General features: G+C 60.8%; 24 protein-coding genes and 1 rRNA gene. 1 reads left to right on the plus strand and 24 read right to left on the minus strand.

The features are described 5' to 3' along the window. Positions 1 to 11: 11 nt before the first annotated feature. The 4 genes from GT571_RS04550 to GT571_RS04565 form a co-directional block, all read right to left on the minus strand. A 16S ribosomal RNA gene (locus GT571_RS04550) occupies positions 12 to 1517 on the minus strand. Positions 1518 to 1923: 406 nt separating this feature from the next. Continuing rightward, complete coding sequence (locus tag GT571_RS04555; protein ID WP_161155766.1) at positions 1924 to 3324, minus strand: phosphohexomutase domain-containing protein; 1401 nt, start codon at positions 3322 to 3324, stop codon at positions 1924 to 1926. A gap of 158 nt (positions 3325 to 3482) precedes the next feature. Further along, complete coding sequence (locus GT571_RS04560) at positions 3483 to 4376, minus strand: homocysteine S-methyltransferase family protein (protein ID WP_161155768.1); 894 nt, start codon at positions 4374 to 4376, stop codon at positions 3483 to 3485. Positions 4377 to 4388: 12 nt separating this feature from the next. Continuing rightward, positions 4389 to 4811 (minus strand): metal-dependent transcriptional regulator, encoded by a 423-nt coding sequence (locus GT571_RS04565; RefSeq protein WP_161155769.1) that lies wholly within the window; start codon positions 4809 to 4811, stop codon positions 4389 to 4391. 120 nt (positions 4812 to 4931) lie between these two features. On the opposite strand from GT571_RS04565, the gene pepT reads away from it, so the two are divergent. Beyond that, complete coding sequence (pepT, locus tag GT571_RS04570) at positions 4932 to 6179, plus strand: peptidase T (protein WP_161155771.1); 1248 nt, start codon at positions 4932 to 4934, stop codon at positions 6177 to 6179. A 253-nt stretch (positions 6180 to 6432) separates the two neighbouring features. Here the strand turns inward: pepT and GT571_RS04575 are convergent, their stop codons facing one another. The 20 genes from GT571_RS04575 to GT571_RS04670 all read right to left on the minus strand — a co-directional run bounded on the left by GT571_RS04575 (position 6433) and on the right by GT571_RS04670 (position 25742). Beyond that, a complete protein-coding gene (locus GT571_RS04575; RefSeq protein ID WP_161155773.1) occupies positions 6433 to 7662 on the minus strand; it encodes an LCP family protein in 1230 nt (409 codons plus the stop codon). A gap of 12 nt (positions 7663 to 7674) precedes the next feature. Then, positions 7675 to 8958 (minus strand): UDP-N-acetylglucosamine 1-carboxyvinyltransferase, encoded by a 1284-nt coding sequence (gene murA, locus GT571_RS04580; RefSeq protein ID WP_161155775.1) that lies wholly within the window; start codon positions 8956 to 8958, stop codon positions 7675 to 7677. An 88-nt stretch (positions 8959 to 9046) separates the two neighbouring features. Beyond that, complete coding sequence (gene atpC, locus GT571_RS04585) at positions 9047 to 9439, minus strand: ATP synthase F1 subunit epsilon (RefSeq protein WP_117630038.1); 393 nt, start codon at positions 9437 to 9439, stop codon at positions 9047 to 9049. A gap of 3 nt (positions 9440 to 9442) precedes the next feature. Continuing rightward, positions 9443 to 10897, minus strand: a complete 1455-nt coding sequence (atpD, locus tag GT571_RS04590; protein ID WP_006235717.1) for a F0F1 ATP synthase subunit beta — start codon at positions 10895 to 10897, stop codon at positions 9443 to 9445. Continuing rightward, positions 10897 to 11805: an ATP synthase F1 subunit gamma gene (gene atpG / locus GT571_RS04595; protein ID WP_161155777.1), complete on the minus strand. Its 909-nt coding sequence runs from the start codon at positions 11803 to 11805 to the stop codon at positions 10897 to 10899. Before atpG ends, atpD begins: the two co-directional genes overlap by 1 nt. 5 nt (positions 11806 to 11810) lie before the next feature. Beyond that, entirely contained in the window at positions 11811 to 13409 is a 1599-nt protein-coding gene (gene atpA, locus GT571_RS04600) for a F0F1 ATP synthase subunit alpha (RefSeq protein ID WP_099432314.1), read from the minus strand. Then, entirely contained in the window at positions 13409 to 13885 is a 477-nt protein-coding gene (locus GT571_RS04605) for a F0F1 ATP synthase subunit delta (protein ID WP_161155779.1), read from the minus strand. The genes atpA and GT571_RS04605 overlap by 1 nt, the downstream gene beginning before the upstream one ends. Then, the gene (gene atpF / locus GT571_RS04610; protein ID WP_117758464.1) at positions 13875 to 14477 is read right to left on the minus strand and encodes a F0F1 ATP synthase subunit B; all 603 of its coding nucleotides are present in this window, start codon (positions 14475 to 14477) and stop codon (positions 13875 to 13877) included. Before atpF ends, GT571_RS04605 begins: the two co-directional genes overlap by 11 nt. A 15-nt stretch (positions 14478 to 14492) precedes the next feature. Further along, positions 14493 to 14687, minus strand: a complete 195-nt coding sequence (locus GT571_RS04615) for an ATP synthase subunit c family protein (RefSeq protein ID WP_022094262.1) — start codon at positions 14685 to 14687, stop codon at positions 14493 to 14495. 124 nt (positions 14688 to 14811) lie between these two features. Continuing rightward, positions 14812 to 15615, minus strand: coding sequence for a F0F1 ATP synthase subunit A (atpB, locus tag GT571_RS04620; protein ID WP_022094263.1), 804 nt, complete (start codon positions 15613 to 15615; stop codon positions 14812 to 14814). 3 nt (positions 15616 to 15618) lie between these two features. Beyond that, positions 15619 to 15930 carry a hypothetical protein gene (locus GT571_RS04625; protein WP_118376864.1) on the minus strand — a complete coding sequence of 104 codons (312 nt, stop codon included), beginning with the start codon at positions 15928 to 15930 and terminating at the stop codon, positions 15619 to 15621. 280 nt (positions 15931 to 16210) lie between these two features. Next, positions 16211 to 16858, minus strand: a complete 648-nt coding sequence (gene upp / locus GT571_RS04630; protein ID WP_118376863.1) for a uracil phosphoribosyltransferase — start codon at positions 16856 to 16858, stop codon at positions 16211 to 16213. 123 nt (positions 16859 to 16981) lie between these two features. Next, complete coding sequence (gene glpK / locus GT571_RS04635) at positions 16982 to 18523, minus strand: glycerol kinase GlpK (protein WP_161155781.1); 1542 nt, start codon at positions 18521 to 18523, stop codon at positions 16982 to 16984. A 16-nt stretch (positions 18524 to 18539) separates the two neighbouring features. After that, complete coding sequence (locus tag GT571_RS04640; RefSeq protein WP_161155783.1) at positions 18540 to 19280, minus strand: L-threonylcarbamoyladenylate synthase; 741 nt, start codon at positions 19278 to 19280, stop codon at positions 18540 to 18542. 134 nt (positions 19281 to 19414) lie between these two features. After that, complete coding sequence (locus tag GT571_RS04645) at positions 19415 to 19906, minus strand: type II toxin-antitoxin system HicB family antitoxin (RefSeq protein WP_161155810.1); 492 nt, start codon at positions 19904 to 19906, stop codon at positions 19415 to 19417. Next, positions 19873 to 20058 carry a type II toxin-antitoxin system HicA family toxin gene (locus tag GT571_RS10280; protein WP_161155812.1) on the minus strand — a complete coding sequence of 62 codons (186 nt, stop codon included), beginning with the start codon at positions 20056 to 20058 and terminating at the stop codon, positions 19873 to 19875. Before GT571_RS10280 ends, GT571_RS04645 begins: the two co-directional genes overlap by 34 nt. Positions 20059 to 20126: 68 nt before the next feature. Beyond that, a complete protein-coding gene (locus GT571_RS04655; protein WP_161155814.1) occupies positions 20127 to 21377 on the minus strand; it encodes a N5-glutamine methyltransferase family protein in 1251 nt (416 codons plus the stop codon). A gap of 732 nt (positions 21378 to 22109) precedes the next feature. Continuing rightward, the gene (gene prfA / locus GT571_RS04660) at positions 22110 to 23177 is read right to left on the minus strand and encodes a peptide chain release factor 1 (protein WP_055252487.1); all 1068 of its coding nucleotides are present in this window, start codon (positions 23175 to 23177) and stop codon (positions 22110 to 22112) included. A 291-nt stretch (positions 23178 to 23468) separates the two neighbouring features. Further along, complete coding sequence (locus GT571_RS04665; protein ID WP_161155816.1) at positions 23469 to 24884, minus strand: M20/M25/M40 family metallo-hydrolase; 1416 nt, start codon at positions 24882 to 24884, stop codon at positions 23469 to 23471. A gap of 72 nt (positions 24885 to 24956) precedes the next feature. Next, positions 24957 to 25742 (minus strand): amino acid ABC transporter ATP-binding protein, encoded by a 786-nt coding sequence (locus GT571_RS04670; protein WP_117821441.1) that lies wholly within the window; start codon positions 25740 to 25742, stop codon positions 24957 to 24959. Positions 25743 to 25748 lie beyond the last annotated feature (6 nt).

Consider the following 25748-nt stretch of genomic DNA (forward strand, 5'->3'; position numbering starts at 1 on the left):
TATCTCCCTAGAAAGGAGGTGATCCAGCCGCACCTTCCGGTACGGCTACCTTGTTACGACTTCACCCCCCTCACCCTCCACACCTTCGGCGCCTCCCCCCTCTCGGTTGGGCCGGCGACTTCGGGTGCAGACGACTCGGGTGGTGTGACGGGCGGTGTGTACAAGGCCCGGGAACGCATTCACCGCGGCATGCTGATCCGCGATTACTAGCAACTCCGACTTCATGGGGGCGGGTTGCAGCCCCCAATCCGAACTGGGGCCGGCTTTCCGGGATCCGCTCCCCCTCGCGGGGTGGCATCCCTCTGTACCGGCCATTGTAGCACGTGTGCAGCCCAGGGCATAAGGGGCATGATGACTTGACGTCGTCCCCGCCCTCCTCCGCCTTGACGGCGGCGGTCCCGCGTGGGTTCCCGGCATCACCCGATGGCAACACGCGGCGGGGGTTGCGCTCGTTGCGGGACTTAACCCAACATCTCACGACACGAGCTGACGACAGCCATGCACCACCTGTATGGGCTCCTCTCGGCCACGGGGTCTCCCCCGCTTCACCCATATGTCAAGCCCTGGTAAGGTTCTTCGCGTTGCTTCGAATTAAGCCACATGCTCCGCTGCTTGTGCGGGCCCCCGTCAATTCCTTTGAGTTTTAGCCTTGCGGCCGTACTCCCCAGGCGGGACGCTTAATGCGTTGGCTGCGGCACGGGGGGATCGTCCCCCCACACCTAGCGTCCATCGTTTACGGCTGGGACTACCAGGGTATCTAATCCTGTTCGCTCCCCCAGCTTTCGCGCCTCAGCGTCGGTCTCGGCCCAGAGGGCCGCCTTCGCCACCGGTGTTCCACCCGATATCTGCGCATTCCACCGCTACACCGGGTGTTCCACCCTCCCCTACCGGACCCAAGCCGCGGAGGTTCCGGGGGCTTCGGGGGGTTGAGCCCCCCGCTTCGACCCCCGGCCTGCCGGGCCGCCTACGCGCGCTTTACGCCCAATGAATCCGGATAACGCTCGCCCCCTACGTATTACCGCGGCTGCTGGCACGTAGTTAGCCGGGGCTTCTTCTGCAGGTACAGTCTTGACTCTTCCCTGCTGAAAGCGGTTTACGACCCGAAGGCCTCCGTCCCGCACGCGGCGTCGCTGCGTCAGGGTTCCCCCCATTGCGCAAGATTCCCCACTGCTGCCTCCCGTAGGAGTCTGGGCCGTGTCTCAGTCCCAATCTGGCCGGTCGGTCTCTCAACCCGGCTACCCGTTGTCGGCACGGTGGGCCGTCACCCCGCCGTCTACCTGATGGGCCGCGGAGCCATCCCCTCCCGTCGGGGCTTTAGCCGGGGTGCCATGCGGCACCCCGGGGTATCCGGTATTACCCGTCCTTTCGGGCGGCTATCCCGGGGGAGGGGGCAGGTTCTCCACGTGTTACTCAGCCGTTCGCCACTCGCTTCCACCCGGAGGTGGGTGCCGTTCGACTTGCATGTGTTAGGCGCGCCGCCAGCGTTCATCCTGAGCCAGGATCGAACTCTCCGTCCAAAATATGTTGGGCTTCGAGCCCGTCCGGTCCTCACAACTGTTACGCTGATCGGTTCCGTTCGATTCATATGGTTCTGTATAGGAAAAGGAATTTCTCGGGGCCGCCTCTCGGCGGCCTTGCGAAAAACAAATCCAAGTTAGACCATTTCAAATGGTTCGATGTCTGCCCGGATGCGACACATCTGGTGTGTCCATCCTCGCAGTATCCGGTTCTCAAGGTGCACGCTCTGCGGCTGATCCGGTCTCACCGGGCCGCGCGGCAAGGAGATATATTGCCAGACCGGAGGGGCGCCGTGGGCGGGAATCTGGGCGCACACATTTCCTACACATCTTGAAACCCTGTTTACGTTTGCCAGCCGTTCTCTACCGCTCACCGAGGGCCTCTTTATAGAGAAGCGTCATATGGCTAAAGCTGATAGGCTCCCTTAGCCAAAGCACAGCCGGCATCGAGCAATTCATCGCGCTCCTCCACCGAGAACCCCTCGGCGTATACGCGAACCACCGGTTCGGTCCCGCTGGGGCGGATCAGCAGCCAGGTGTCATCCTCGAATGCCAAACGTAAACCATCCATATGACTTACAGCCTGCGGCGCCTTGCCGCAAATCGATTTAGGATTCATGCCAGGAAGCAGCGTTCGCAGCGATTCGGCGTCTTCGGCCTCAAGGCGCAAATCGCGACGCCCATAGCTCGTCTTGCCAAAACTGGCCTCGAGCTGATCGACCAAAACGCCCAAGGGCGCGCCCGTCTTTGCCATAAGCTCACACAGAATCAGACAAGCAAGGATTCCATCACGCTCGGGCATATGCGCGGCGATGCCGATACCGCCGGCCTCTTCGCCTCCCATGAGGACACCGCCCTTCTTCATCTCTGCAGCTATATATTTGAAACCGACCGGTTTAACGGTCACACGGCAGCCAAGTGCCTCAGCAATGCGGCGCACGAGCGTCGAGCACGAGAGATTGACGACGACACGCCCCTCCAAATTGCGGAATTGAACGAGGTCGCCCAAAACAAGCGCCATGATTTGATGCGGATGGATATATCTACCGCGTTCGTCGACCGCGCCGATACGATCGGCATCGCCGTCGGTCACCAGGCCCGCGCACGCCCCGTCCTCGACAACCGCACGCTCGCAAGCGTCCACCCATGGCTCAACAGGGTCGGGGCAAATGTCCTCTTGATCGGACGACTGTCCGGCATGAATCTCGTGCACCTCGACGCCTAGCTCCCGCAGCAGGTCGGCAAGATATCCCTGGGCCGCGCCGCCCATGGGGTCAACTACCACACGCACGTGAGCGGCTCGAATGGCCTCGGCATCGACAAACGATGCCACCGCCTGCATATAGTCAGGAATAATATCCGCGGTGCGATAGCTTTCCTCGATCCCCATCGGCTCGGGGGCCATGGTCTCTTCGAGCTCTTCGATGACATCCTGATTGGCCGTCGAGCCATCTCCCATGCGTAGCTTAAGGCACAGATACCCCTGCGGATGATGGGATCCCGTCACCATGAGCGCACCGCAGGCCTCGCCGTCATACGCCGCCGCCCACGTAAGGGCGGGGGTCGGAACAGGCCGAGATGCGAGCACTGCGTCCAATCCGTGAGCGGCAAGCACGCCTGCCGCAAGCTCAGCGAACTCGCGCGCCTGCGGCCGGGTGTCGAACCCTATATATACTGTTTTGCCGGGATTGATCTTTTGCCACAACTCGCCGACGGCATCGGCAATGCGGGCAACGTTGTCGGCGGTAAAGTCGTCGTCGACGCGGGCGCGCCAACCATCAGTTCCAAAATGAATTATCGCGCACACGCGCAGACACCTCACAGTGTTTGGATCATGGTACGCATGGGGTATACCCGCAACGCTCGCCCAGCAACCTGCCAAAACCGGCATTCACCATTTGGGCAAATGCTACCGACGATGTGCAGGCAATAAAAAAACCGCCCCGTATGGAGCGGTTTCGACCTTTATATATCGAGCGCCTCGGCCATCGCCGCCGTGGTGATCGCCGTGGTTCCACAACAACTGCCCACCATTGCGGCACCGGCATGCCGCCATTCGATGCAAGCGCGCGCGAAGGCTTCGGGGTTCTCGCGCCACACAGGACCATCCTGAGTTTGGACCGGATCGCCCACGTTGGGGCGTACCGTGACGGGCGTAGTCGCCGATGCAACCATCCTGGGCACCGCCACGTTCGCGGCCGCAAGTGAACAGCAGTTAACGCCAACCGAGTTTGCGCCGTGCTTTTCGGCGTACAAAACGGCAGCCTCGATGTTGAGGCCATCGCCTAGCAGGTCGCCTTTATCGTCAACGACAAAACTCACCAAAACAGGCATGCCGTCGGCGGCATCCTGGGCGCCGGCAAGCATGGGCTGCAAATTACGGATAGACGTCACCGTCTCGATCAGCAGACCGTCAACACCAGCATTGAGCAGGGAGTATGCCTGCTCTCGCGAAATGCCTCGGATTTCTCGATACTCGGCAGAGTCTTCGGCAAACCACTCAATGCCGATCGGGCCCATCGAGCCCAGCAGCAGCTGAGGGTGCGCCTGGCGCGCATCGTCGACGGCACCGCGATTGACCTCAGCCACGGACGGCGTAATCTGATCTTGCTTGAGGGCATAGCTTGATGCCTGAAAGGTATTAGTAATGAGCACCTGCGCACCGGCGGCGACATACAGGCGATGGATACGAGAAACAGTCTGCGGCTCGGCAAGGTTCCAAAACGCCGGTGGGATGTCGGCAGCGTCGTATTCACTCATCAGCACGCTGCCCATGGGGCCCTGCGTCAACAGGGTCTCGCTCGACATGCGGCGCATAAGTTCCTCGCCGCCGGGGCGGTTGTAATAACTCGTATCCATATATGTGTTTCGCTATTCCTCGACGCTGATTCCCTGTTTTTCGAGATAGGCGAGCCAGCGGCTCATCGTGTCCTCGGAAAGCGCATGCTCCATCATGCACGCCTCGGAATCGGCCCGCTCAAAATCGACGCCGAGCTCCTGGACCAAAAACGTGCGGACAAGGCGATGACGGTACCAGATAGCCGTGCCGACCTCGCGACCACGGTCGGTCAGGATGACCTTGCCGTAATGCGATTGCTCGACAAGCTCGGACGCCTTAAGCGCCGAAACTGCCTTGTTGACCGATGCCTTGGAGACACCAAGACGCTGCGCGATGTCGACCGATCGCACGCCATTGGTCTCCCCTTCTTCGCTTTCGATGCGAACCATGCACTCCAAGTAGTCTTCGTTCGCCACCGTTAGGTGCAGCTCGCGCGAGCTATTTGTCGTATCCATGACCTTCCGTCCCTTCTGCGTTCAAAGGCTGATTCTACCCCATCCAAGTGTCGCGGTATGCCGTGGCATACCGTGCTAGAGTTCTTGTTGCACACGACGACCAAGATTGGAGCGGTCTTTATGGAAAACAACGCCACGAACCCCGACGTCCTTGAGCGCTTTTTGCGCTACGTCCAAATCAACACGCAATCCGAGGATGCAAACTGCGACCAGGTGCCTTCGAGCACCGTTCAGTTTGACCTTGCCAACATCCTGGCCGAGGAGTTGCGCGAGCTCGGCGCGGTCGATGCCCATGTGACCGAGCATGCCTACGTGTGCGCGCATATTCCTGCGAGCGCAGGCGCGGAGAACAAGCCCGCCCTGGGCCTGATCGCACACCTCGACACCACCGAGGTTGCGCCGGGCGCCGGCGTGAAGCCGCACATTGTGCACTACGAAGGCGGCGACCTGGTCTGCGGTACCGTTGACGGCAAGCCCGTGGCCATGAGCACCGCCAAGCTTCCCGCCTTGAACGACCTTGTGGGTGAGGACTTGGTCTGCAGTGACGGCACCACACTGCTGGGCGCTGACGACAAGGCCGGCGTCGCCGAGATCATGGCACTTGTCGCGCGTATCGCTCAGGACCCCTCGCTGCCCCACCCCGCACTCGGCATTTGTTTTTGCCCGGACGAGGAGATCGGTCACGGCGCCGAGCTGTTGGATATCGAGGCCTTTGACTGCAAGTACGCCTACACGGTCGATGGCGGCCCCGTTGGCGAGCTGGAGTGGGAGTGCTTTAACGCCGCCGAGGCAACCGTTCGCTTTGAGGGCCAGTCCATCCATCCCGGTGACGCCAAAGGCCGCATGGTCAACGCGGGCAATCTGTTCTGCGACTTCAATGCCCTGCTCCCCTACGAGCAGCGTCCGGAATACACCGAGGGCTACGAGGGCTTCTATCACCTTGAGGGCGTCTCGGCAACGGTCGACCATGCCACGGCGCGCTATATCGTCCGTGATCACGATGCCGCCAAGTTCCAGCAGAAGCTCGAGCTGATGGATGCCGCCGCAGCACTGCTCAACCAGCGCCTGGGCGAAGAGCGCGTGACGGTCGAGATCAAGCAGCAGTACCGCAACATGGCCGAGATCGTGCGTAACTACCCCGAGCTTATCGATGTCGCCAAGGAAGCCTACCTTGCCTGCGGCATTGAGCCCCAGGTGCTGCCAATTCGCGGTGGCACCGACGGTGCGCAGCTGTCGTTCCGCGGCCTGCCCTGCCCCAACCTTTCCACGGGCGGCTACTGCTACCACGGCGTTAACGAGTTTGTCCCGGTCAGCTCGCTCGTCAAGATGACCGACGTCCTCCAGGAACTCGTCGCCCGCTTTGCATAAGGAACTCGAACAATCTAGGTAAGCAAAACTGCCCCGTCCTCAAAACCGAGAACGGGGCAGTTTTTGGTGAAAGGGGAGTAGTCAGCACCGCAGGTTGAGCCAACGTCAGCGAGCGACGTCCAAGGCGAACAAGTTGGCATGAAAAAGGCAGGGCATTGACCTTCTGGTCATGCCCTGCCTTTTGAATGACAAATTGTCGCCTTGGGCGGCGCGCAGCGTCGAGCCGTTACGGCGTTTGGTAAAACGCCGTAACTTAATAGTTGGCTTCGTAGCCGTTGCCGTCGCCGGTGGGCTCTTCGTAGTAATCCGAATCGCTCGAATCAGTCGAATCGTCCGAATCGTCAGAGCTGACCGATGAGGTTGCGGTGCCGTTGGCGTAATCATCGGACGTGTTGTTGTTCAGGTCGCCGATCGTAGAGCTGGAGCCATCGGACTGGCCCATGGTATTGGGGCCCTTGGGATCCTTACCAGCGTCGACGCGCTCCATCATTTCCTTAAGCTCGTCCTCGTAGACAAAGACGTAGCTCACGCCATCAATCATGGTGCTGGCATCGGCATACGAAGGCAAGTTGGCCGAATAGATGCCGTCAACATCCATGCCGCGCATGGCATTGACCGTAGAGACGATGTCCTGAACGCTCATATCGGTCACGAGCATGTCGGACAGCGAATTGACGAGGTCGAAGACCTTGGTGGCATCGAAGTTGTTGAGGATCTGGTTGGCGAGGGCGCCGAGCACCTGACGCTGGTGGCGCATGCGTGTGTAGTCGCCATCGGCATAGATGTAGCGGCAACGGGCATAGGTAAGGGCGGTCGCGCCATCCATGTGCTGCTGACCGGCGGTGATCTTAATGTCGAGATGCTCGGGGTCGTCGACATCGTCGGTTGCGTTAATGTCGATGCCGCCGACCGAATCGATGAGCGACTGCATGCCGTCGAAGCTGACCTCGGCATAGTGGGAAATCTGGACACCGCACAGCTCGTTGACCGCCTGGACCATGGCTTCGGCGCCGCCGTAGGTATGGCAGGCGTTGATCTTCATGGTCGAGCCGTTGTAGACGACCTTGGTATCGCGCGGAATGGAGATGAGCGTCGCCTGTTTTTGCGTGGGGTCGATACGCGCCAGAATAATCGAGTCGGCGCGGTATGTATCCTCGCCCGGGCGACCGTCAGTGCCAAGGAGCAGCACGTAGAACGGGTCCTTTGCCTCGTCGGTATCAACCAGGATCTGGCGCAGGTTGTCGGTAATGACATTGGAATCGCCGAGCTTGCCCATAATGGTGGCAAACCACAGGCCGGCGGCAGTCGTAGCGCTCAGCAGCACACCGAGCACAGCAATGAGCGCAACGCGGCGAACCGTATGGCCGCGACGGCGCTGACGGGCGCGCTCGGAATAGCGGGCAACGTTATCGCGGCTATAGATTTTTGCCTGAGCGCCGGTCGAAGGTCTTCGAGATTCCGTAATGGGCTTTTTCTTAAACATAGGCAACCTGCATTAGTAGATGACGGGATCGGGAACAGTGGCGTGCTCGACATGAGCGCCAAGCGCCTGCAGCTTTTCGACAAACTGTTCGTAGCCGCGCTTAATGTGATGGATGGCCGAGACCTCGGTCGTACCGTCGGCAATGAGGCCGGCAACGACGAGTGCCGCGCCACCACGAAGATCCGGTGAGGTTACCTGAGCGCCGGAGAAGCCCTTGACGCCGTGAATCATGGCGTGGTGGCTCTCGATGCGAATATCGGCACCCATGCGCACCAGCTCGGATGCAAACATAAAACGATTCTCGAAGATGTTCTCGGTGATAACGGAACTGCCGTCGGCCAGGGCGGAGAGCACCATGATCTGCGCCTGCATGTCCGTGGGGAAACCGGGGAACGGGAGCGTCTGGATATCGACCGGCTTGATGCGCTCGACGCGATTAACGTGGACGCCATCCTCGATGCGTTCGCAATCGATGCCCATGAGCTCCATCTTCTTGAGCACCATTCCCAAGTGAATGGGGCAAAAGCCTGTGACGTCGACACCGCGGTCGTCTGCCATCAACGCACCGGCAACGATAAAGGTACCGGCCTCGATGCGGTCGCCCACCACGCGATGGGTAACGGGATGCAGCTCTTCCACGCCCTCGATGGTCACGACAGGCGTGCCCGCGCCGACGATCTTGGCGCCCATCTCATTAAGCATGTTGGCGAGATCGACGATCTCGGGCTCGCGGGCGGCATTATCGATAACCGTGGTACCCTGCGCACGCACGGAGGCCATGATGAGGTTCTCGGTCGCACCGACGCTGGCGAACTCGAGTGTGACGGTGGTGCCGCGCAGGCCCTGAGGCGCGTTAGCGTTGATATAGCCGTGGGCGGTATCGAACTCGACGCCCAAGGCCTCAAGACCCAAGATATGCATATCGATCTTGCGAGCGCCCAGGTTGCAGCCACCGGGCATGGCGATCTTGGCGCGATGGAAACGGCCCAGCAGGGGTCCCATCACGGCAGTGGAAGCGCGCATCTTGGCAACGAGCTCGTAGGGCGCCTCCCAAGAATCGACCTGGGAGGTATCGATCTCGAGCGTATGCTCGTCGAGAACATCGATCGTAGCGCCCATGCCCTTGAGCACCTTGCCCATCACGTGGACATCGGAAATATCAGGCACGTTCTGCAGCGTCGTCTTGCCCGGCGCCAGAAGCGTTGCCGCCATGAGTTTGAGCGCGGAGTTCTTGGCGCCCGAAACAGGCACGGAACCTCCGATGGCGTGGCCACCCTCAACGCGGATAATATCCAAGGTCTACCCTTTCAAAAAGCATGCCCGGGGTGGCTGGGCCATCCCGGGCATGATGTGTTCGCAAATGGTCGAACGCTAAAGCGTTTGACTATTGGGCAAGCTTGAGCTTACACCATGCGATTTCATTATAGAGGTAGGCGCGGCGTGCATCATCCTCCGACAAATTACCCAGCTTCTCTTCAAAACCTTGAATATCAGCTTTAACCTTGTCGGCGTCGACGGTCGCCAAATCGCAAGCGCGCTCGGCGAGGACGGTCACGACATCGTCCGCAACCTGGGCATAGCCGCCGGCCACGGCAAACGTGTGGTCGACAGTGCCCATGGCCTTATCGGAAACGCGAACGTAACCGCGGTCGATCGTGCAGATTTCGCTGGAGTGAGCAGGCAGAACACCAAACTCGCCATCCGTGGACGGAATCGACACAAACGCAGCGTCGCCCTCATAGGCGCAGCTCACGGGGCACACGATGCGGATACGCATAACCTACTTCTCCCCCATCTTGCGGGCGCGCTCGCGCACGTCCTCAATCGTGGAAGCATAGCGGAATGCCTGCTCGGGCAGGTCATCGGCCTTGCCGTCGACAATCTCGGCGAAGGAGCGGACGGTATCCTCGACGCGAACGTAGACACCGGGGTTGCCGGTGAACTTCTCGGCGACGTGGAAGGACTGGGAGAGGAACTGCTGGATCTTACGGGCACGGTTGACCGTAAGGCGCTGCTCCTCGGACAGCTCGTCCATACCCAGAATGGCGATGATGTCCTGAAGGTCGGAGTACTCCTGCAGGAGCTCCTGGACCTTGACGGCGACACGGTAGTGCTCCTCGCCGACGATCGAGGGATCGAGAGCGTCGGAGGAAGAAGCGAGCGGGTCGATAGCCGGGAACAGACCAAGCGACGAAATGCTACGCGAAAGAACCGTAGTGGCGTCGAGGTGCGTAAACGTCGTGGCAGGCGCCGGGTCGGTCAGGTCGTCTGCAGGGACGTAGACAGCCTGGACGGAGGTAATGGAACCCGTCTTGGTCGAGGTAATGCGCTCCTGGAGGTCGCCCATCTCGGTAGCCAGCGTAGGCTGGTAACCGACGGCGGACGGCATACGACCCAGCAGTGCGGAAACCTCGGAACCGGCCTGGGAGAAGCGGAAGATGTTGTCGATGAACAGCAGAACGTCCTGGCCGCGATCGCGGAAGTACTCAGCGGTGGTAAGGCCAGCCAGACCGATGCGCAGACGCGCTCCAGGCGGCTCGTTCATCTGACCATAGACCAAGCAGGTCTTATCGATGACGCCAGACTCGCTCATCTCGAGGAACAGGTCGGTGCCCTCACGAGTACGCTCGCCGACACCGGTGAACACCGAGGTGCCGCCGTGCTCCTGGGCGAGGTTGTTGATGAGCTCCTGAATCAGAACGGTCTTGCCGACGCCGGCGCCGCCGAACAGACCCGTTTTGCCGCCACGGATGTAGGGCTCGAGCAGGTCAACGGCCTTGATGCCGGTTTCGAAGATCTCGGTCTTGGTGGTGAGCTCGTCGAAGCGGGGCGCTGCGTGGTGGATGGGATAGAACTCCTCCACCTCGGGCATGGGCTTACCGTCGACAGGCTTGCCCATGACGTTCCAAATGCGGCCGAGCGTCTTGGGGCCAACGGGCATCTTCATGGGCTCACCGGTATCGGTGGCGATGAGACCACGCTGCAGACCGTCGGTCGAGGACATGGCGACCGTGCGGACGACGCCGCCCGGAAGCTGGCTCTCAACCTCGAGGATCGTGCTCAGGTGACCGATCGGGGTCTCGGCCTCGACCGTGAGCGCGTTGTAGATCGGGGGCACCGCACCGTCAAACTTGACGTCGACGACAGGGCCGATGATACGCACGATGCGACCATCACCGGCAGTCGTCTTCTTGGTGGCTTCCTCGACCGCAAGCTTTACGGTGTTATTAGCCATTACTGTTCCTCCAATGCTGAGGCTCCGCCAACGATCTCGTTAATCTCGGTCGTGATCGAAGCCTGGCGCACGCGACTATACGTGCGGGTAAGGGTCGAGATGATCGCGGTGGCGTTTTCCGTCGCGGAGTGCATGGCCTTGCGGCGTGCACCCTGCTCGGCGGCCGCCGAATCGATCAGGGCCTGGTAGATGACCGTCAAGATATATGACGGCACAAGCTTGCCGAGAACATGCTCGGGAGAGGGCACGAACTCGAACGTGGACGAGATGCGCTTAGGGGCGTCGGTCTCGTTCTTACGCGGACCGTGGGCCATAGCGATCATCTCGGGATCGAGCGGCAGCAAGTGCTCGACGCGAAGCTCCTGATCCACGCGGTTCTTGGCGTGGTGGTAGACAAGCTCGACACGGTCAAGCTCACCGGTACGATACGCATCGCAGATATGAGAGGAAATCATGCGAGCCTGATTAAAATCGGGCTCGGAGGAATTGCCCTCAAAGTGCATGGTGACGTTTGCGCGGTCACGGAAATACGTGGCCGGTTTGCGCCCACACGCGATGATCTCGCACTCGATGCCGTCGTTCGCCCAAGAAGCGGCGAGCTTTTCGGCCGTGCGCTCCACCGTCGTATTGAAACCGCCGGCAAGGCCGCGGTCCGAGGCAATAACGACAATCAGGCCATGCTTGACGCTCTCATGCTTCTGCAGCATGGGATCGGTGCCCGAACAGGAGGCGTCGCCGGCGACCGTTAACATGACGTCGGTCAGCGCCTCCTTATAGGGCTCGGCCTGCTTGGAGCGATCGAGGGCACGACGGATCTTGGCCGTAGAGACCATTTCCATCGTGCGCGTGATCTGCTTGGTCGTGGTAACCGAGGAGATTCGCTTCTTAATGTCGCGAAGGTTGGCCATAGGGCTTAGTTCTCCTCTGATCCAGTCGTATCGGCATGGTGCTTGGCCATGAACTGCTGCTTGAAGTCACCGATGACACGCAAGAGCTCGGCCTTGGTGTCGTCGTCGATCTTCTTGGCGCGAACCTTGTCGAGCAGCGAGCCAAAGCCATTGTCCATGTACTCGACGAGCTCGGCACGGAAAGGCAGCACGTCGGCAATCTCCAGGTCATCCAGGAAGCCCTCGTTGCCGGCAAACAGCGTAACGATCTGCTCGCCAACCTCAAACGGTTTATAACGCGGCTGCTTCAGGAGCTCGGTCATGCGGGCACCATGGGTCAGCTGCTTCTGAGTAGCCTCGTCAAGGTCGGAGCCAAACTGGGTAAAGCCGGCGAGCTCCTGGTACGAAGCGAGGTCCAGACGAAGGTTGCCGGCAACCTGCTTCATAGCCTTGGTCTGAGCGTCGCCACCGACGCGGGACACGGAGATGCCCACGTCGACTGCCGGGCGCTGGCCCTGGAAGAAGAGCTCGGACTGCAGATAGATCTGACCGTCGGTAATGGAAATGACGTTGGTCGGAATGTAGGCCGAGACGTCGCCGTCCTGGGTCTCGATGATCGGCAGGGCCGTCATGGAGCCGTAACCGTTCTTCTTGGACATCTTGACGGCACGCTCGAGCAGACGAGAGTGCAGGTAGAAAATGTCGCCAGGATAGGCCTCGCGTCCGGGCGGACGATGCAGCGTCAGCGACATCTGACGGTATGCCACGGCCTGCTTGGACAGGTCGTCGTAGATGACGAGCACGTGACCGCCGGGGTTGGTCTCGCTGGCGGGCTTGCCGTCCTCGCCGTTGTACATGAAGAACTCGCCAATAGCGGCACCGGCCATAGGCGCGATGTACTGCATAGGGGCGGAATCGGCAGCGGTGGCCGAAACGATGATGGTGTAGTCGAGCGCACCGTGCTGAGCGAGGGTCTCGCGGATGTTGGCAACCGTGGAGGCCTTCTGGCCGATGGCGACATAGATGCAGACCATGCCCTTGCCGCGCTGGTTGAGGATAGCGTCGATGGCGATGGCGGTCTTACCGGTCTTACGGTCGCCGATGATGAGCTCACGCTGGCCGCGGCCGATAGGCACCATGGAGTCGATGGCCAGCAGGCCGGTCTGAACCGGCTCGCACACCGGGGTACGGTCGATGACGCCGGGGGCCTTGAACTCGATAGGACGACGGTGCGTGGCGACAATGTCACCCAAACCGTCGATGGGCTGGCCGAGCGGATTGACGACGCGGCCGAGCATGGCACGGCTCACGGGGATATCCATAATGCGGCCAGTGGTGCGGCACTCGTCGCCTTCCTTGATGGAGTCGACGGCACCGAACAGAACGGCGCCGACCTCGTCACGGTCAAGGTTCTGGGCGAGGCCGAAGACGGTCTCACCGGTATCGGAGCTCTTGAACTCCAGAAGCTCGCCTGCCATGGCGCTCTTGAGGCCGGAGACGCGCGCGATGCCGTCGCCTACCTCGTCGACCGTTGAAACCTCATGCGTATCGACCGTCGCGGAGAGGCTCGTGAGCTGCTCCTGCAGTTTCTTGGCGATATCCTGGGCATTGAGGGTTTCGGACATTAGGCTTCACCTCCGTACGAATTAGCAGAGTTTGCGAGGGTCTCCTGCGCGATGCGCAGCTGCGTCTTGACGGAAATGTCACGACGCTCGCCGCGGGCCTCGAGCACTAGGCCGCCCACGATAGACGGGTCGACCTGCTCGATAAGGAATACCTTGCGGCCGAAGTCCTGCTCGCATTTCTTAGTGATGGTTTGACGCAGCTCGTCGTCGAGCGGGATCGCCGTGGTGACGGTCACGCCCACTACATCCTCGTCTTCCTCGGCAACATACTTAAAGGCAGCTGCCACCTTGGGAAGAAGGTCGAGCTGGTCGCGCTTGGACATGGTGTCGAGCACGGCGATGATCTCGGGGCTGGCGCTAGCCAGGCGCTCGATCATCTCGAGGTCCTCGAACACATGGTTCTCGGCCTTGGCGGATTCCAAAAGGGAACGCGCGTAGGTCTCGAGCACCTTGTCCTGATAGCGGCTAGTCGGCATTCAGGCTACCTGCTTCCTGGATGTAGCGCTCGATGAGCTTCTTCTGCTCGGCCTCGTCGTCGAGTGCCTCGCCCACGATCTTGGTGGCGACGGCAACGGACAGGTCGGCGATGGAGCTCGCGGCACCGGCGTAGATGGACTTGCGCTCGTCCTCGACGGTCGTATGGGCCTTGGCGATGATCTCCTCGGCCTCCTTGTGGGCAGCCTCGATGATACGGGCGCGCTCGGACTCGGCGTCCTTACGGGCCTCGAGAACGATGTCGGCAGCCTGACGACGGGCGTCAGTGACGATCGAGTCGGACTCAGCGCGCTTGGCGATAGCCTCCTGCTTGGTCTTCTCGGCCTCGTCGAGGCTCTCCTCGATCTTCTTGCCGCGCTCCTCCATGGTTTTCATGATGCCCGGCAGGGCGACCTTGGCCAGCACGATCCAGATAATCAGGAAGGCGATAAGCGCCGGGATGAACTCCGCCATCTTAGGGATGAGGATGTCCGCGCCGGCAGCGCCGTCCTCGGCGAACGCGGAAACCGGCATGAGCAGCGCGGCCGCGGACGCGGAGAGTGCGATCGCGCTCTTCTGGGATGAAAGATTCATACTTGACGCTCCGTGCTATTTAACGATCAGCGCGACAACGAAGCCGATCAGAGCCAGAGCCTCGCCGAAGGCGGAGCCCATGATGAAGACGGTGAACACGCGGCCCTGGACCTCAGGCTGACGGGCCATAGCACCCGTAGCACCCAGAGCAGACAGGCCGATAGCAAGACCAGCGCCGATAACACCGAGACCGTAACCGATAACTCCCACGATTCCTCCTTTGTCGTGCGTGTCTTATTTCACGCAGGATAACCTTTTTATAACTGCCGGGCTCCATGGGTACGGGCACCGGCGGTTTAACGAATTGCCTTACCTTTGAGGCGCGAACGGAAGATTACTCCTCCTCCGCGACCTCCTCTGCCTCGGAGACATACACGGCGGTAAGGACCGTGAAGACGTAAGCCTGGATGGCGCCGACCACAAGCTCGATCGCATAGATCAGGATAAGGATGGCAAGCCAGGCCAGCGAAGGCAGGGCGCCGACGGCGTGGGCCGCGGAAACCTGCTGAAGCAGCGGCTGCATGAACATGCTCGCCATGATGGCGAACGAGCCCATGACCACGTGTCCTGCGAACATGTTGCAGAACAGACGGACGGCGAGCGTGATGAGGCGCAGGAAGGTCGAGAAAAGCTCGACGACCCACACAAGCACGTTCATCGGGAAGCTCACGCCCTGCGGGGCGAGGCTCTTGATGTAGCCGATCACGCCGTGAGCCTTGCATCCGTAGTAGATGAAGTACACGAAGGCGAAGATGGCGAGCGCGGCGGTGGAGCCGATTGCGCCGGTGCCGGGCTTCATTCCCGGGATCAGGCCGATCATGTTATTGATCAGGATGAACAGGAAAAGCGAGCACAGGAACGGGAAGTGCTTCTTCCAGTTCTCACCCACGACGCCCTTGCCGATATCGTTCTCGACGTACTCGATGATGTACTCGAAACCGTTGACGAAGAAGCCCTTGGGGACCAGGGTCTGCTTCTTCTTGAACACGGCCAGGACGATCAGGAGCACGATCGTGGAGACGATCAGCCAAAACGAGTACTGCGTGATGCCGCAGCTCAGATCGCCCACGACAGGGGTGGAGCTGAACTCGCTGACCAGATGATTAATCTCATCAGGCAGCTTTTCAAAAATTTCCACGACTTACCTTTCGACCTCATGAGGATCTCGCAGCGCCTTGGCGACGCGAACCGTGCAGGCGGCCATAAAGGCCACGAAGCCGATCGCCTCGCCCAGGAGGAACATGCGAAATGCCTCTCCGAACAACGCAAACACAACCAAGGTAAAGACGAGCAGGGCGACTGCCGAGACCGCCAGGCTCACCATGCCCTTGAGCATGTCCGCATTCTGTTTATCGTCAAGAACCGGCTTGAGCGTAAAAACAAAGGGAAGGAAGGCAATTGCGCCCGCGATGGCGCCTGCAACGATAGCGAGCAGATCGGCTATCTGAAACACTGGCTTCCTCGCTTTCCTTTTTAACGCCTCACAGCACAGTCCCAGCCAAACATTGGTGACTATTGTACGAGCCAATCGCTAAAGTACAACCGTAAAACAAACGGTTAATACGCACCTGTACGTTTTCTTAAGGCCTTCTTTATGCCGCAGGTACGGTAATACGTTTTTTCGAACCCCTCAGCGCAAAACGTCCGTTAACAGAAGTGCGCGTGGACGACTTTTGCTCGCCCGCGCGCACCATTTCTTCGTATTTTCGACGTTAGCCGGTATGGCCCAGAGATTACAGCGTGCCGTAGATGCGGTCGCCGGCGTCGCCCAGGCCGGGAACGATGTAGGCGGCCTCGTTGAGATGGTCGTCGATGGCGCACGTATAAATATGTACGTCGGGGTCCTTTTCGGTCAGCGACTTGAGACCCTCGGGGGCCGCAACGATGCACAGCATGCGGATGTCCTTGACACCGCGCTCGCGCAGGTAGCTGATGGCCATCTCGGCCGAACCGCCCGTGGCGAGCATGGGGTCGACAACCAGACAGATGCGCTGGTCGATATCCTTGGGCATCTTGCAGTAATACTCATGCGGCTCGTGGGTAACCTCGTCGCGCTCCATACCGATGTGGCCCACGCGAGCGGAGGGCACCAGGTCGAGGATGCCATCGACCATGCCAAGGCCCGCACGCAGGATGGGAACGATGGCGAGCTTTTTGCCGGCAAGCTGCTTAAACGTGGCGGTGGTGATGGGGGTCTCGACTTCGACGTCTTCCATGGGCAGGTCGCGCATGGCCTCGTAGCCGTCAAAAAGTGCGAGCTCGCGCACGAGCTGGCGGAACTGGTTGGTGCCGGTGCTCTTGTCACGCAGGATCGACAGCTTGTGCTGGACGAGCGGATGGTCGACAAGCGTCACGCGGGACGTATCGTAGGTGACGGTCATGGGTTGATTGCCCCTTTCGTTGCGGCCGGAAGATGGCCTTGCTGACAAGGCGCATGGCGATGTTGTTGCCGCGCGCCGTGCATAAGTTTAACGGTTTGTTGTATCGAGCAGCTCGTCGCAACCCTACTGAGCGGTGTTGAGCGAACGCTTGACGGCATCACGCCAACCAGCGAGGTTGCTCTCACGGCGCTCAGCAGACATGTGAGGATGGAAGATTTTGACGATCTGAGCGTTTTGCTCCAGCTCCTCCAAATCCTCCCAATAGCCGACGGCAAGGCCCGCCAAGTACGCGGCGCCGATCGCCGTGGTCTCCACCGTCTCACACTGCAGCACGGGGATATCCAGCAGATCGGCCTGGAATTGCATGATGAACTCGTTGCGCGAGGCACCGCCATCGACGGACAGGCGCTCAATCGAAAGTCCCACGTCCTGCTCCATGGCGCGCAGCACGTCATAACTCTGGTAGGCCATGGACTCGCAAGCCGCACGCACAATGGTCGCACGACTCGAGGCACCGGTCAGGCCGCACACGATACCGCGAGCATGCGGGTCCCACCAGGGAGCGCCCAAGCCCGCAAAGGCGGGGACGAAGTAGCAGCCCTCGTTGTCGTTGATCGAAGCGGCGAGTTGCGCGGACTCGCTCACGCTCGAGATGATGCCCATGTTGTTGCGCAGCCAGTTCATGGTGGAGCCGGCGGCAAAGATAGAACCCTCGAGCGCATAGCTGATCTTGCCGTCCGCGGCGATACCGATCGTGGAGACCAGACCGTTCTTGGATTCGACGATCTCGTCGCCGGTGTTCATGAGCATAAAGCAACCCGTGCCATAGGTGTTTTTGGTCTGGCCGGGATGGAAGCAGCAGTGGCCGAACAGCGACGCCTGCTGGTCGCCCGCCACGCCCATGATGGGTGGCATGTTGGTCATGATGTCGCTCGCGACGCGGCCGTAATCGCCCGAGCTCCAACGAACCTCGGGCATCATGGAACGCGGGACGTCGAAAAGCGCCAACAGATCGTCGTCCCAATCGAGCGCATGGATATTAAAGAGCGCGGTGCGGCTGGCATTGGTGTAGTCGGTGGCAAAGACCTGACCGCCGGTGAGGTTGTAGATGAGCCACGTGTCGATGGTGCCAAACATAAGGTCGCCCGCCGCGGCGCTCTCGCGCGCGCCGTCGACGTTATCGAGAATCCACTGCACCTTGGAGGCCGAGAAATACGGGTCGAGCGTAAGCCCCGTGCGGGAGCGCACCAGCTCTTCTGCGCCCTGCTCGACCAGCTCGTCAATCAGAGGTGCGGTGCGACGGCATTGCCACACGATGGCGTTATAGATGGGTTGGCCGCTTATGCGGTCCCACACCACCGTGGTCTCGCGCTGGTTGGAGATACCGATGGCGGCAATGCGGTCAGAATGGATGCCGCTCTTAAACTGGACCTCCATCATCACGCCGATCTGGCTGGCAAGCACCTCCGTGGGATCCTGCTCCACCCAGCCGGGGCGCGGGAAGCTGGTTTTGACGCTGCGACGCGCCTGCGCGACGATGCATCCGTACTCGTCGACGATGGTCGCAAGTACCGAGGTGGTGCCGCAGTCGAGCGCCATGATGTAGGAACCGCCAAAGTTAAACGAGGCATCTTCCATGCCAAGGCTGCCCAGATTCAACGACATCGCTTACACCTTTCCATTACATCGGGTCGGACAGGACCCGCTCGATCTCTGATGCGGGAAGTGCGCCTTGGCGCAGGATCTGGAGTTCGCCGTGCTGGAACGACACGATAGTCGAAGCGTCGCGACACGGGGTCTCACCGGCATCGACGGCCACATCGACCCCCTCCAGGATGCGCTCCTCCACCGTGATAAAGCTTGCCGGCGCGGGCGCGCCATGCGTGTTGGCGCTGGTGCAGGCAAGGGGGCTGCCGCAGACGCGGATGAGCGCCTGCACCACGGGCGAGGCCGAAGCGCGAAGTGCCACCGTGTCGTCGGCGGCGCGCATAAAGGTCGGCACGCAGGGGGCCGCCTTGACCACGATAGTCAGGGCGCCCGGCCAGCATCGTCGGGCGAGCACGCGGGCCTCGTTAGGGATATCCACGCCATAGCGGTCGAGTGCCTCGGCATCATCGACCAGCCAGGCAACCGTTTGGGTGAGCTCGCGCTGCTTGAGGGTAAAGATACGACGATAGCCGGTACCGAGTGCGGGGACCGCGGCGCCGTTGACGGTGGCCTGCGGATCGCGCGGCCACGGCAGAGGTTCACTTGTATCTTGTGGAACGGCATCCGAGAAGGCGTTGACCGCCACGGCGACACCGTAGACCGTCTCGGTTGGAATAAGCGCCAGGCCGCCGCGACCGAGTAGCTCGGCCGTGCGCTCGACTGCAAGCCGATGCGGCTCGCGCGCTCCCTCGTATACCCGATAGACCGTCTGCATGTGTATGCCAGCCCCTTACGCTCTGGTGCAAGTTTGTTTACTGTGGGGCATTCTCGCACGAAACGTTCAACCTATTTGCCCAGAGCGCATGTTGGTTTGGTGAGCGGCTCTAGTAGTCGGTGAAAGTGAGGGGGTTATTGGACGGCTACGAACTTCTTTGGTCTTCCGGCGTGACGTTCTTGAGCGGCGTAACGCTCGATGCTTTCTATCGTTATCATCCGACGGCCGTCGACGAGTTCAACATCGAGCTTTCCGGCTTTGACCAGCGCGGTAATCCGCGGAGCAGAGACTTTGAGGTCCAGCGCTGCGTCTTTAAATGTTCGGCACGCCGCTTCCCGAGCGTCCTCGTGGTCGATTTCGACTGAAAGGGCCACGACCTCGGCCGATCGTTCGTACCCTGCTGGAGTCAAACCGTTGTTGAGGTCGTCGGCCAAAAACGCCATCAGTGCCTCGGTGGCATGGGCAATCGCTTCTTCGCGCGTATCGCCATCGGCAAAGGCGCCGGGAATCTGCGGGAAGCTGGCGCAGTAACCGTCGTCTTCTTTTATGAGAACGCAGTCATAGGTAAATCGCTGCCTCATTTTGCCTCCAACTACCATCCAGCTTGGCGACGAATACTTGCCCACGTGCCCTTCTTTGGTCGATCACCACCAGAGCCGTTCACGGTGACAACACGGTCACCAGAAACATACTTAGCATGACTACCGACTTGCGCGACCTTCACGAATCCATCGTGCTTGAGTAGGACAATGATTTCCCGAAAGGTAGGAGGTTGCATGGGCCGACCTCTTTCAGCCGTCCTAATTATAAACTAATTTATAATTTTTGCTAACCAGTTAATAAATATTACTGGCGCTGTTTGGGCTCGGTGACGATGGCTCGGACGATACGGGGGCGATCGGTGAGGTCGCGGACGATGCGCACGTCCGACAGACCCGCTTGACGACAGAGCTCGGCCGCAGCGTCGAGCGCGCCCTCGTAGAGCTCGCAGGCAAAGAGGCCGCCGGCGCGCAACATGTAGGGCGCCGCGTTGAGCAGGCGGCGGAAGATATCGAGGCCGTCGGCACCGCCCTCGAGCGCCAGATCGGGCTCAAAGTCCTTGACCTCGTGCGGCAGCGAGCGCATGACATCGGTGGGGATGTAGGGCGGGTTGGAGACGAGTACGTCAAAGGTGCCCCACTCGTCGTGGGGAATGGAGCTCACCAGGTTGGTGAGGCTAAAGGCGACCTCGCCGGACGTGAGGCCAAGCGCATCGCGGTTTTTGGTAGCAAGGTCGATGGCGCGCGGCTCGATATCGGTGGCGGTGCAGGCAACGTGGCCGCGGCGCTCCCAGGCAAGGGAGAGCGAGATACAGCCCGTGCCGCAGCCGACCTCGAGAACGCGGGCAGTGCGGGGCTCGGCTGGGGCAGGCGCAGCGGCATCCTGAGCTGAAGCCGTCTCCTGGTCGGCACCGTCGATGGCGATGCCGTATTCGTCGAGCTCGGGCTCGGGGGTTTCCATGGCCTCTGCTTCTGCCGCCTGCGAAGCGGCTCGCTCGGCCTCGCGATCGGCAAGCTCCTCGGCATAGGCGCGGCTACCGAGCACGTCGCTACCCAGCGCAGCCTCATCGGCGGCCGTCAGGTTGGCGGCACGGCGCTCGGCGGTCGCGCGTTCGTCGGCCAATGCTGCCTCGGCTTTGCGAGCCTGCTCGACCTCATCGTTCCAAGGCAGCTCCACGCACTGGCGGGCGGCGGCCTCGGGGCTCAGCACCTCGGCATCCAGGTAGTTCAGGACTTCTTCGACGAGCATCTCGGTCTCGGGGCGCGGGATGAGCACGCCGGGGGCACACGCGACGTCGATCATGCGAAACTGCGTGCTACCGGTGATGTACTGCAGCGGCTCGCCTTTGGCGCGACGAACGACGGCCGCGTGCATGGTCTCGAGCTGGGCCGCGTTAAGCGCCTCGTCCATGCGCATATATAGGTCAATGCGCGCCAAACCCGTGGCAGCGCAGAGCAGCCACTCGGCAGAAAGACGGGGATGCTCCTCGCCGCGCTCGGCCAGGTACTCCTTGGTCCACTCGAGACAACGCTTGATGGTCCAGATCTCGTTTGCCATGGGGCCCTCCCCTCTTAAGCGCCGGGCGGCGCGCGAATGTCGGAGCAGATTGTACGCGAGGGTGGCACGCGGCAAGGGGCGATTGGAAGCAATTATCGAGAATCAGCCCAGAATTTTTGTTTGTCCCCGTCCAATGTGTTCATATGTCGACGTCTAAATCTGCATTCGTCAAGCTTTTGGCAAGGTTGCCCAAAACTGACCAATATCTAACCAAGAACTTGCCAAACCACTTGACGCGCGACGCACCAAAAAGGGCCCCGCGACTTCTTGGACGATTTTTCGAGCATTATTTTCGGTATACAATGACTGCCGATAATTGCTTTGAGCAGGTAGATGGCTTAATAGCCATAAAAACCAATCGAATAACACCTCAAAGCAATGTGCCCAACCTAGTCATTTAAGAACGTCCCCAATGACTACTTAGGGCCACGGAAGCGTCGCAGGTTGAGCATACCGCATCCGGAGCAAGGCAACGCCGCAGGTAGAGGACGGACAGCGAGCGACGTCCAGGGCGAACAAGTTGACTAGTCATTTAAGTACGTCCCCAATGACCACCTCTAAGGCGCCGCAGGTTGAGCATAAGTCAGCGAAAACGCCCCTAAGCGAGCAAGGTGACGTGAAAGAGGAGGGAAGCGTACTTCGGTACGCGACCGACGATTGAACGTCAGATTGCCGCTTAGGGGCGTTTGCAGCGTCGAGTCGTTACGCGGTTTGGTAAAACCGCGTAACCTACTAAACAGCCTGTGCCAGCTTCTCGGCACGCTCGGCGGCGGCAAGTGCCTCGATGACGGTGCCGAGCTGATCGCCCAGAAGGACGCCGTTGTAGGTGGAGTTGAAACCGATACGATGGTCGGTCACGCGGTCCTGGGGCTGGTTGTAGGTACGGATCTTCTCAGAACGGTTGCCGTGGCCGATCTGGCTCTGGCGCTCGGCGCCGAGTTCGGCCTGCTGCTTCTCGAGCTCCATCTCGTACAGACGGGCGCGCAGCATCTGCATGCAGACCTCGCGGTTCTGAATCTGGGAGCGCTGCTCCTGCGACTGCACCACGGTGTTGGTGGGCAGGTGGGTGATGCGCACGGCGGAATAAGTGGTGTTAACGCACTGACCGCCAGGGCCGGAGGCGCAGTAGGTGTCGATGCGCAGGTCGGACTGGTTAATCTGGACGTCGATCTCCTCGGCCTCGGGAAGTACGGCTACGGTTGCCGTGGAGGTCTGGATGCGACCCTGGGATTCGGTCTTGGGAACGCGCTGGACACGGTGCACGCCGGACTCGAACTTCATGACGGAGTAGACGCGGTCGCCCTCGACCTTGAACTCAATGGACTTAAAGCCGCCGGCCTCGCTGGGGCTGGAATCGAGCACGGTGGTCTTCCAGCCGCGCGACTCGCAGAAGCGCTGATACATCTTGTACAGATCGCCGGCAAAGATGGCCGCCTCGTCACCGCCGGCGGCGGAGCGGATCTCGACGATGGTGTTCTTGTCGTCGTTGGGGTCGCTCGGAATGAGCATGTACTTGATGTCTTCCTCGAGCTGGGGAAGCTTGGCCTCGTTTTCGGAGATGTCCATCTGGAGCATCTCCTTCTCGTCGGCATCGGTGGTATCGTGGAGCATTTCCTTGGCAGCCTCGATGTCATCGAGCGCGCCGATGTACTCACGCGAGGCGGCGATGAGGTCGGACTGGTGCGCGTACTCCTTGTTGAGACGCGTGAACTCCTTGATATCGGAGGCGACGGCCGGGTCGGAAAGCTTCTTCTCGAGCTCCTCGTAGGCCTTGATGATCTTTTCGAGCTTGTCGCGCATGGCGGAACTCCTTTATATGCGTGAAGGTGAAAATCGGCAGAGTTGATGGGGCGCGGGGCGCCGCTGCGGGGGTAAGCCCGGCTAGAACATGTCGATCTTCAGATACATGCGCATCCCTTCGCGTATGGGGTACATAGTTGCGGTCTAACCCATACATGATAGCGTGCGCAGGCAAACCTGCATATAACCCGCACGGAATGAGTGGACGTAGCCGTTGGGGGCGTTCATTAACGACTAGTCGTTTAAGAACGCCCCCAACGGCTAACAAAGGGGCTGTCGCTTTGTCACATTCTAGAGCGTTTGAAGCAGGGCGATGAGGAAGCGAACACCCTGGAGGTAGGCGCGGCGGGTGATGCGCTCGTTGGTGCCGTGGACGCCGCGGTCGCACTCGTCATCGTCGACCACAAACGCCGAAAAACGAATGCATTCAGAGCAAATGCTCTGGTAGTTGGCAGCGTCGGTCGCGCCGATCACGGTCGAGGGGACAATCGCCAACGGCTCGGATGATCCGTTTTCCTCCGTCCCCTTTGGATCGCGGAAGTAGCGGGCGGCAATGGCGCGAACGGCCTCGAGGCCGGGACCACCGATGCACGGGGACGGCGAGGGTTCGGAGCTGCCGGGGCCCAGCTCCACTTCGGCACGACCGGCAAGGTCCGCCCCGGCAACCGCCTCACGGCAGCGGGCAACGACATCGGCCACGCTCGTGCCCTCGAGCATGCGGAAGTTAATGTTGGCCCACATATCCTGCGGCATCACGTTAGCACCGGTGCTACCGCCCTCGATTTGGGTCGGTGCACAGGTGGTGGTCACGAGCGGATAGAGCTTCTTGCTGGCGAGGCAATCGCGGACAATGGCGCCCCCGTTGGCGGCAATCTCATCCGCCGTGTAGAGCCCCAGCTCGACAAGCTGCGCGGCAAGCAGGTCCGTGACGCGCGTCGGCCACTCGATATCGCAGATTACGGCGATGGCACGGCTGAGCACCTCGAGCGACGTGCCACCGTAGGGGTTGGACGAATGCCCGCCCTCGCTACGCGTCCTCAACACGATATCGGCGTAGCCCTTCTCCGCGAGATCGGCATGCATAAGCCAACCCTCGCCCGCGCCGTACTCGGCAGCCGAAACGATACGGTAGTCACCCTCGTCGATCAGGTACTCAAGCTCAATGCCGCGCTCCTCGAGCGCGCGGCCGATGGCGCCTGCGCCGCACTGCGTAGTCTCCTCGTCCTGGCCAAAGGCCAGGAGCAGCGTGCGCTCGTGCTGCCAACCGTGCGCCAGCGCATACTCGACAGCCTCGAGAATGCCTGCGACCTGGTCTTTCATGTCGATCGCGCCGCGACCCCAAATGTAGGTGTCGTCCACGTGGCCGCTAAAGGGGGCATGCGTCCAGTCAGCCTCGGTGCCGGGCACCACGGGGACCACGTCCATGTGGCCCATGAGCATGACGGGTTTAAGGGCGGAGTCGGAACCGCCAAGCGTCACCAACAGTGAATGTCCGACAAGCTCGACCTCGCCCGCCGCAAATACGTGCGGCCAGGCCTGCTGCATATACGCGCGCAGGTCGTCAAACGGCTGCCAATCCACCGCCTCGGCATCCATGCTCGAAATGGTCGGAAACGACAGCACGCGGCCCAAGCGCTCGCACGCGCCGGCCTCGTCTATATCGGCAAAATCGTCCTCATGCGCAAAGAAGCGCCAAACCTCGGCCATGACATCCTTTCGATTGTGATGACGAGGGCCGCCCCACCGGAGCGGCCCTGCAACGTAAGCGTTTGCGGTCGGTTATTTGTCCTCGAGATAGCGAGAGAGGAACTCGCGGGTGCGCTGGTGCTTGGGGTTGCCGAAGAGCTCGGCCGGCGCGGCATCCTCGAGCACCACGCCCTTGTCCATAAAGACCACGCGGTCGGACACCGTGCGGGCAAAGGCCATCTCGTGCGTGACGACGACCATGGTCATGCCGTCGGCGGCGAGCTTGCGCATGACCTCGAGCACCTCGCCCACGATCTCGGGGTCGAGCGCAGAGGTCGGCTCGTCGAACAGCATAATCTGCGGATTCATGCATAAGGCACGAGCGATGGCCACGCGCTGTTTTTGACCACCGGACAGACGACCCACGGCGGCGTGCGCGAACTTTTCGAGTCCCACGCTCGTCAGATGCTCCATCGCAATTTTTTCAGCCTCGGCCTTGCTCATCTTTTTGAGCGTGACGGGCGCGAGCGTGCAGTTGTCGAGCACATCCATGTTGTTGAACAGGTTAAAGCCCTGGAACACCATGCCGATGTCCTCGCGCAGCTTGTTGATGTTGCAGCGCTCGGCCGTGAGGTCCTGGCCGTGGAACCAGATGTGGCCCGCGTCCGGGGTCTCGAGCAGGTTGAGGCAGCGCAGGAAGGTCGATTTGCCCGAGCCCGAGGCGCCGATGATGGTGACAACCTCACCGGGATTGACGGACAGGTCGATGCCCTTAAGCACCTCGAGTGAGCCGAAGCTCTTGCGCAGGCCCTCGACGCGGATGAGCGGCTCATTGGTCTGTGCGGCGGCCGCAACGCCGGTAATGGCGGTATCTGCCATGATGAT

Source organism: Collinsella aerofaciens (assembly GCF_009876115.1).
Classification (GTDB): domain Bacteria; phylum Actinomycetota; class Coriobacteriia; order Coriobacteriales; family Coriobacteriaceae; genus Collinsella; species Collinsella aerofaciens_N.

Coding starts and splice junctions, on each gene's coding strand:
- atpD (WP_006235717.1), bottom strand. CDS start 10,897: ATGGCTAATAACACCGTAAAGCTTGCGGTCGAGGAAGCCACCAAGAAG.
- GT571_RS04575 (WP_161155773.1), bottom strand. CDS start 7,662: ATGTTTAAGAAAAAGCCCATTACGGAATCTCGAAGACCTTCGACCGGC.
- GT571_RS04565 (WP_161155769.1), bottom strand. CDS start 4,811: ATGGATACGACAAATAGCTCGCGCGAGCTGCACCTAACGGTGGCGAAC.
- GT571_RS04670 (WP_117821441.1), bottom strand. CDS start 25,742: ATGGCAGATACCGCCATTACCGGCGTTGCGGCCGCCGCACAGACCAAT.
- atpG (WP_161155777.1), bottom strand. CDS start 11,805: ATGGCCAACCTTCGCGACATTAAGAAGCGAATCTCCTCGGTTACCACG.
- GT571_RS04655 (WP_161155814.1), bottom strand. CDS start 21,377: ATGGCAAACGAGATCTGGACCATCAAGCGTTGTCTCGAGTGGACCAAG.
- pepT (WP_161155771.1), top strand. CDS start 4,932: ATGGAAAACAACGCCACGAACCCCGACGTCCTTGAGCGCTTTTTGCGC.
- atpC (WP_117630038.1), bottom strand. CDS start 9,439: ATGCGTATCCGCATCGTGTGCCCCGTGAGCTGCGCCTATGAGGGCGAC.
- glpK (WP_161155781.1), bottom strand. CDS start 18,523: ATGTCGTTGAATCTGGGCAGCCTTGGCATGGAAGATGCCTCGTTTAAC.
- atpF (WP_117758464.1), bottom strand. CDS start 14,477: ATGAATCTTTCATCCCAGAAGAGCGCGATCGCACTCTCCGCGTCCGCG.
- GT571_RS04665 (WP_161155816.1), bottom strand. CDS start 24,884: ATGGCCGAGGTTTGGCGCTTCTTTGCGCATGAGGACGATTTTGCCGAT.
- GT571_RS10280 (WP_161155812.1), bottom strand. CDS start 20,058: ATGCAACCTCCTACCTTTCGGGAAATCATTGTCCTACTCAAGCACGAT.
- GT571_RS04605 (WP_161155779.1), bottom strand. CDS start 13,885: ATGCCGACTAGCCGCTATCAGGACAAGGTGCTCGAGACCTACGCGCGT.
- atpA (WP_099432314.1), bottom strand. CDS start 13,409: ATGTCCGAAACCCTCAATGCCCAGGATATCGCCAAGAAACTGCAGGAG.
- upp (WP_118376863.1), bottom strand. CDS start 16,858: ATGACCGTCACCTACGATACGTCCCGCGTGACGCTTGTCGACCATCCG.
- GT571_RS04560 (WP_161155768.1), bottom strand. CDS start 4,376: ATGGATACGAGTTATTACAACCGCCCCGGCGGCGAGGAACTTATGCGC.
- GT571_RS04640 (WP_161155783.1), bottom strand. CDS start 19,280: ATGCAGACGGTCTATCGGGTATACGAGGGAGCGCGCGAGCCGCATCGG.
- prfA (WP_055252487.1), bottom strand. CDS start 23,177: ATGCGCGACAAGCTCGAAAAGATCATCAAGGCCTACGAGGAGCTCGAG.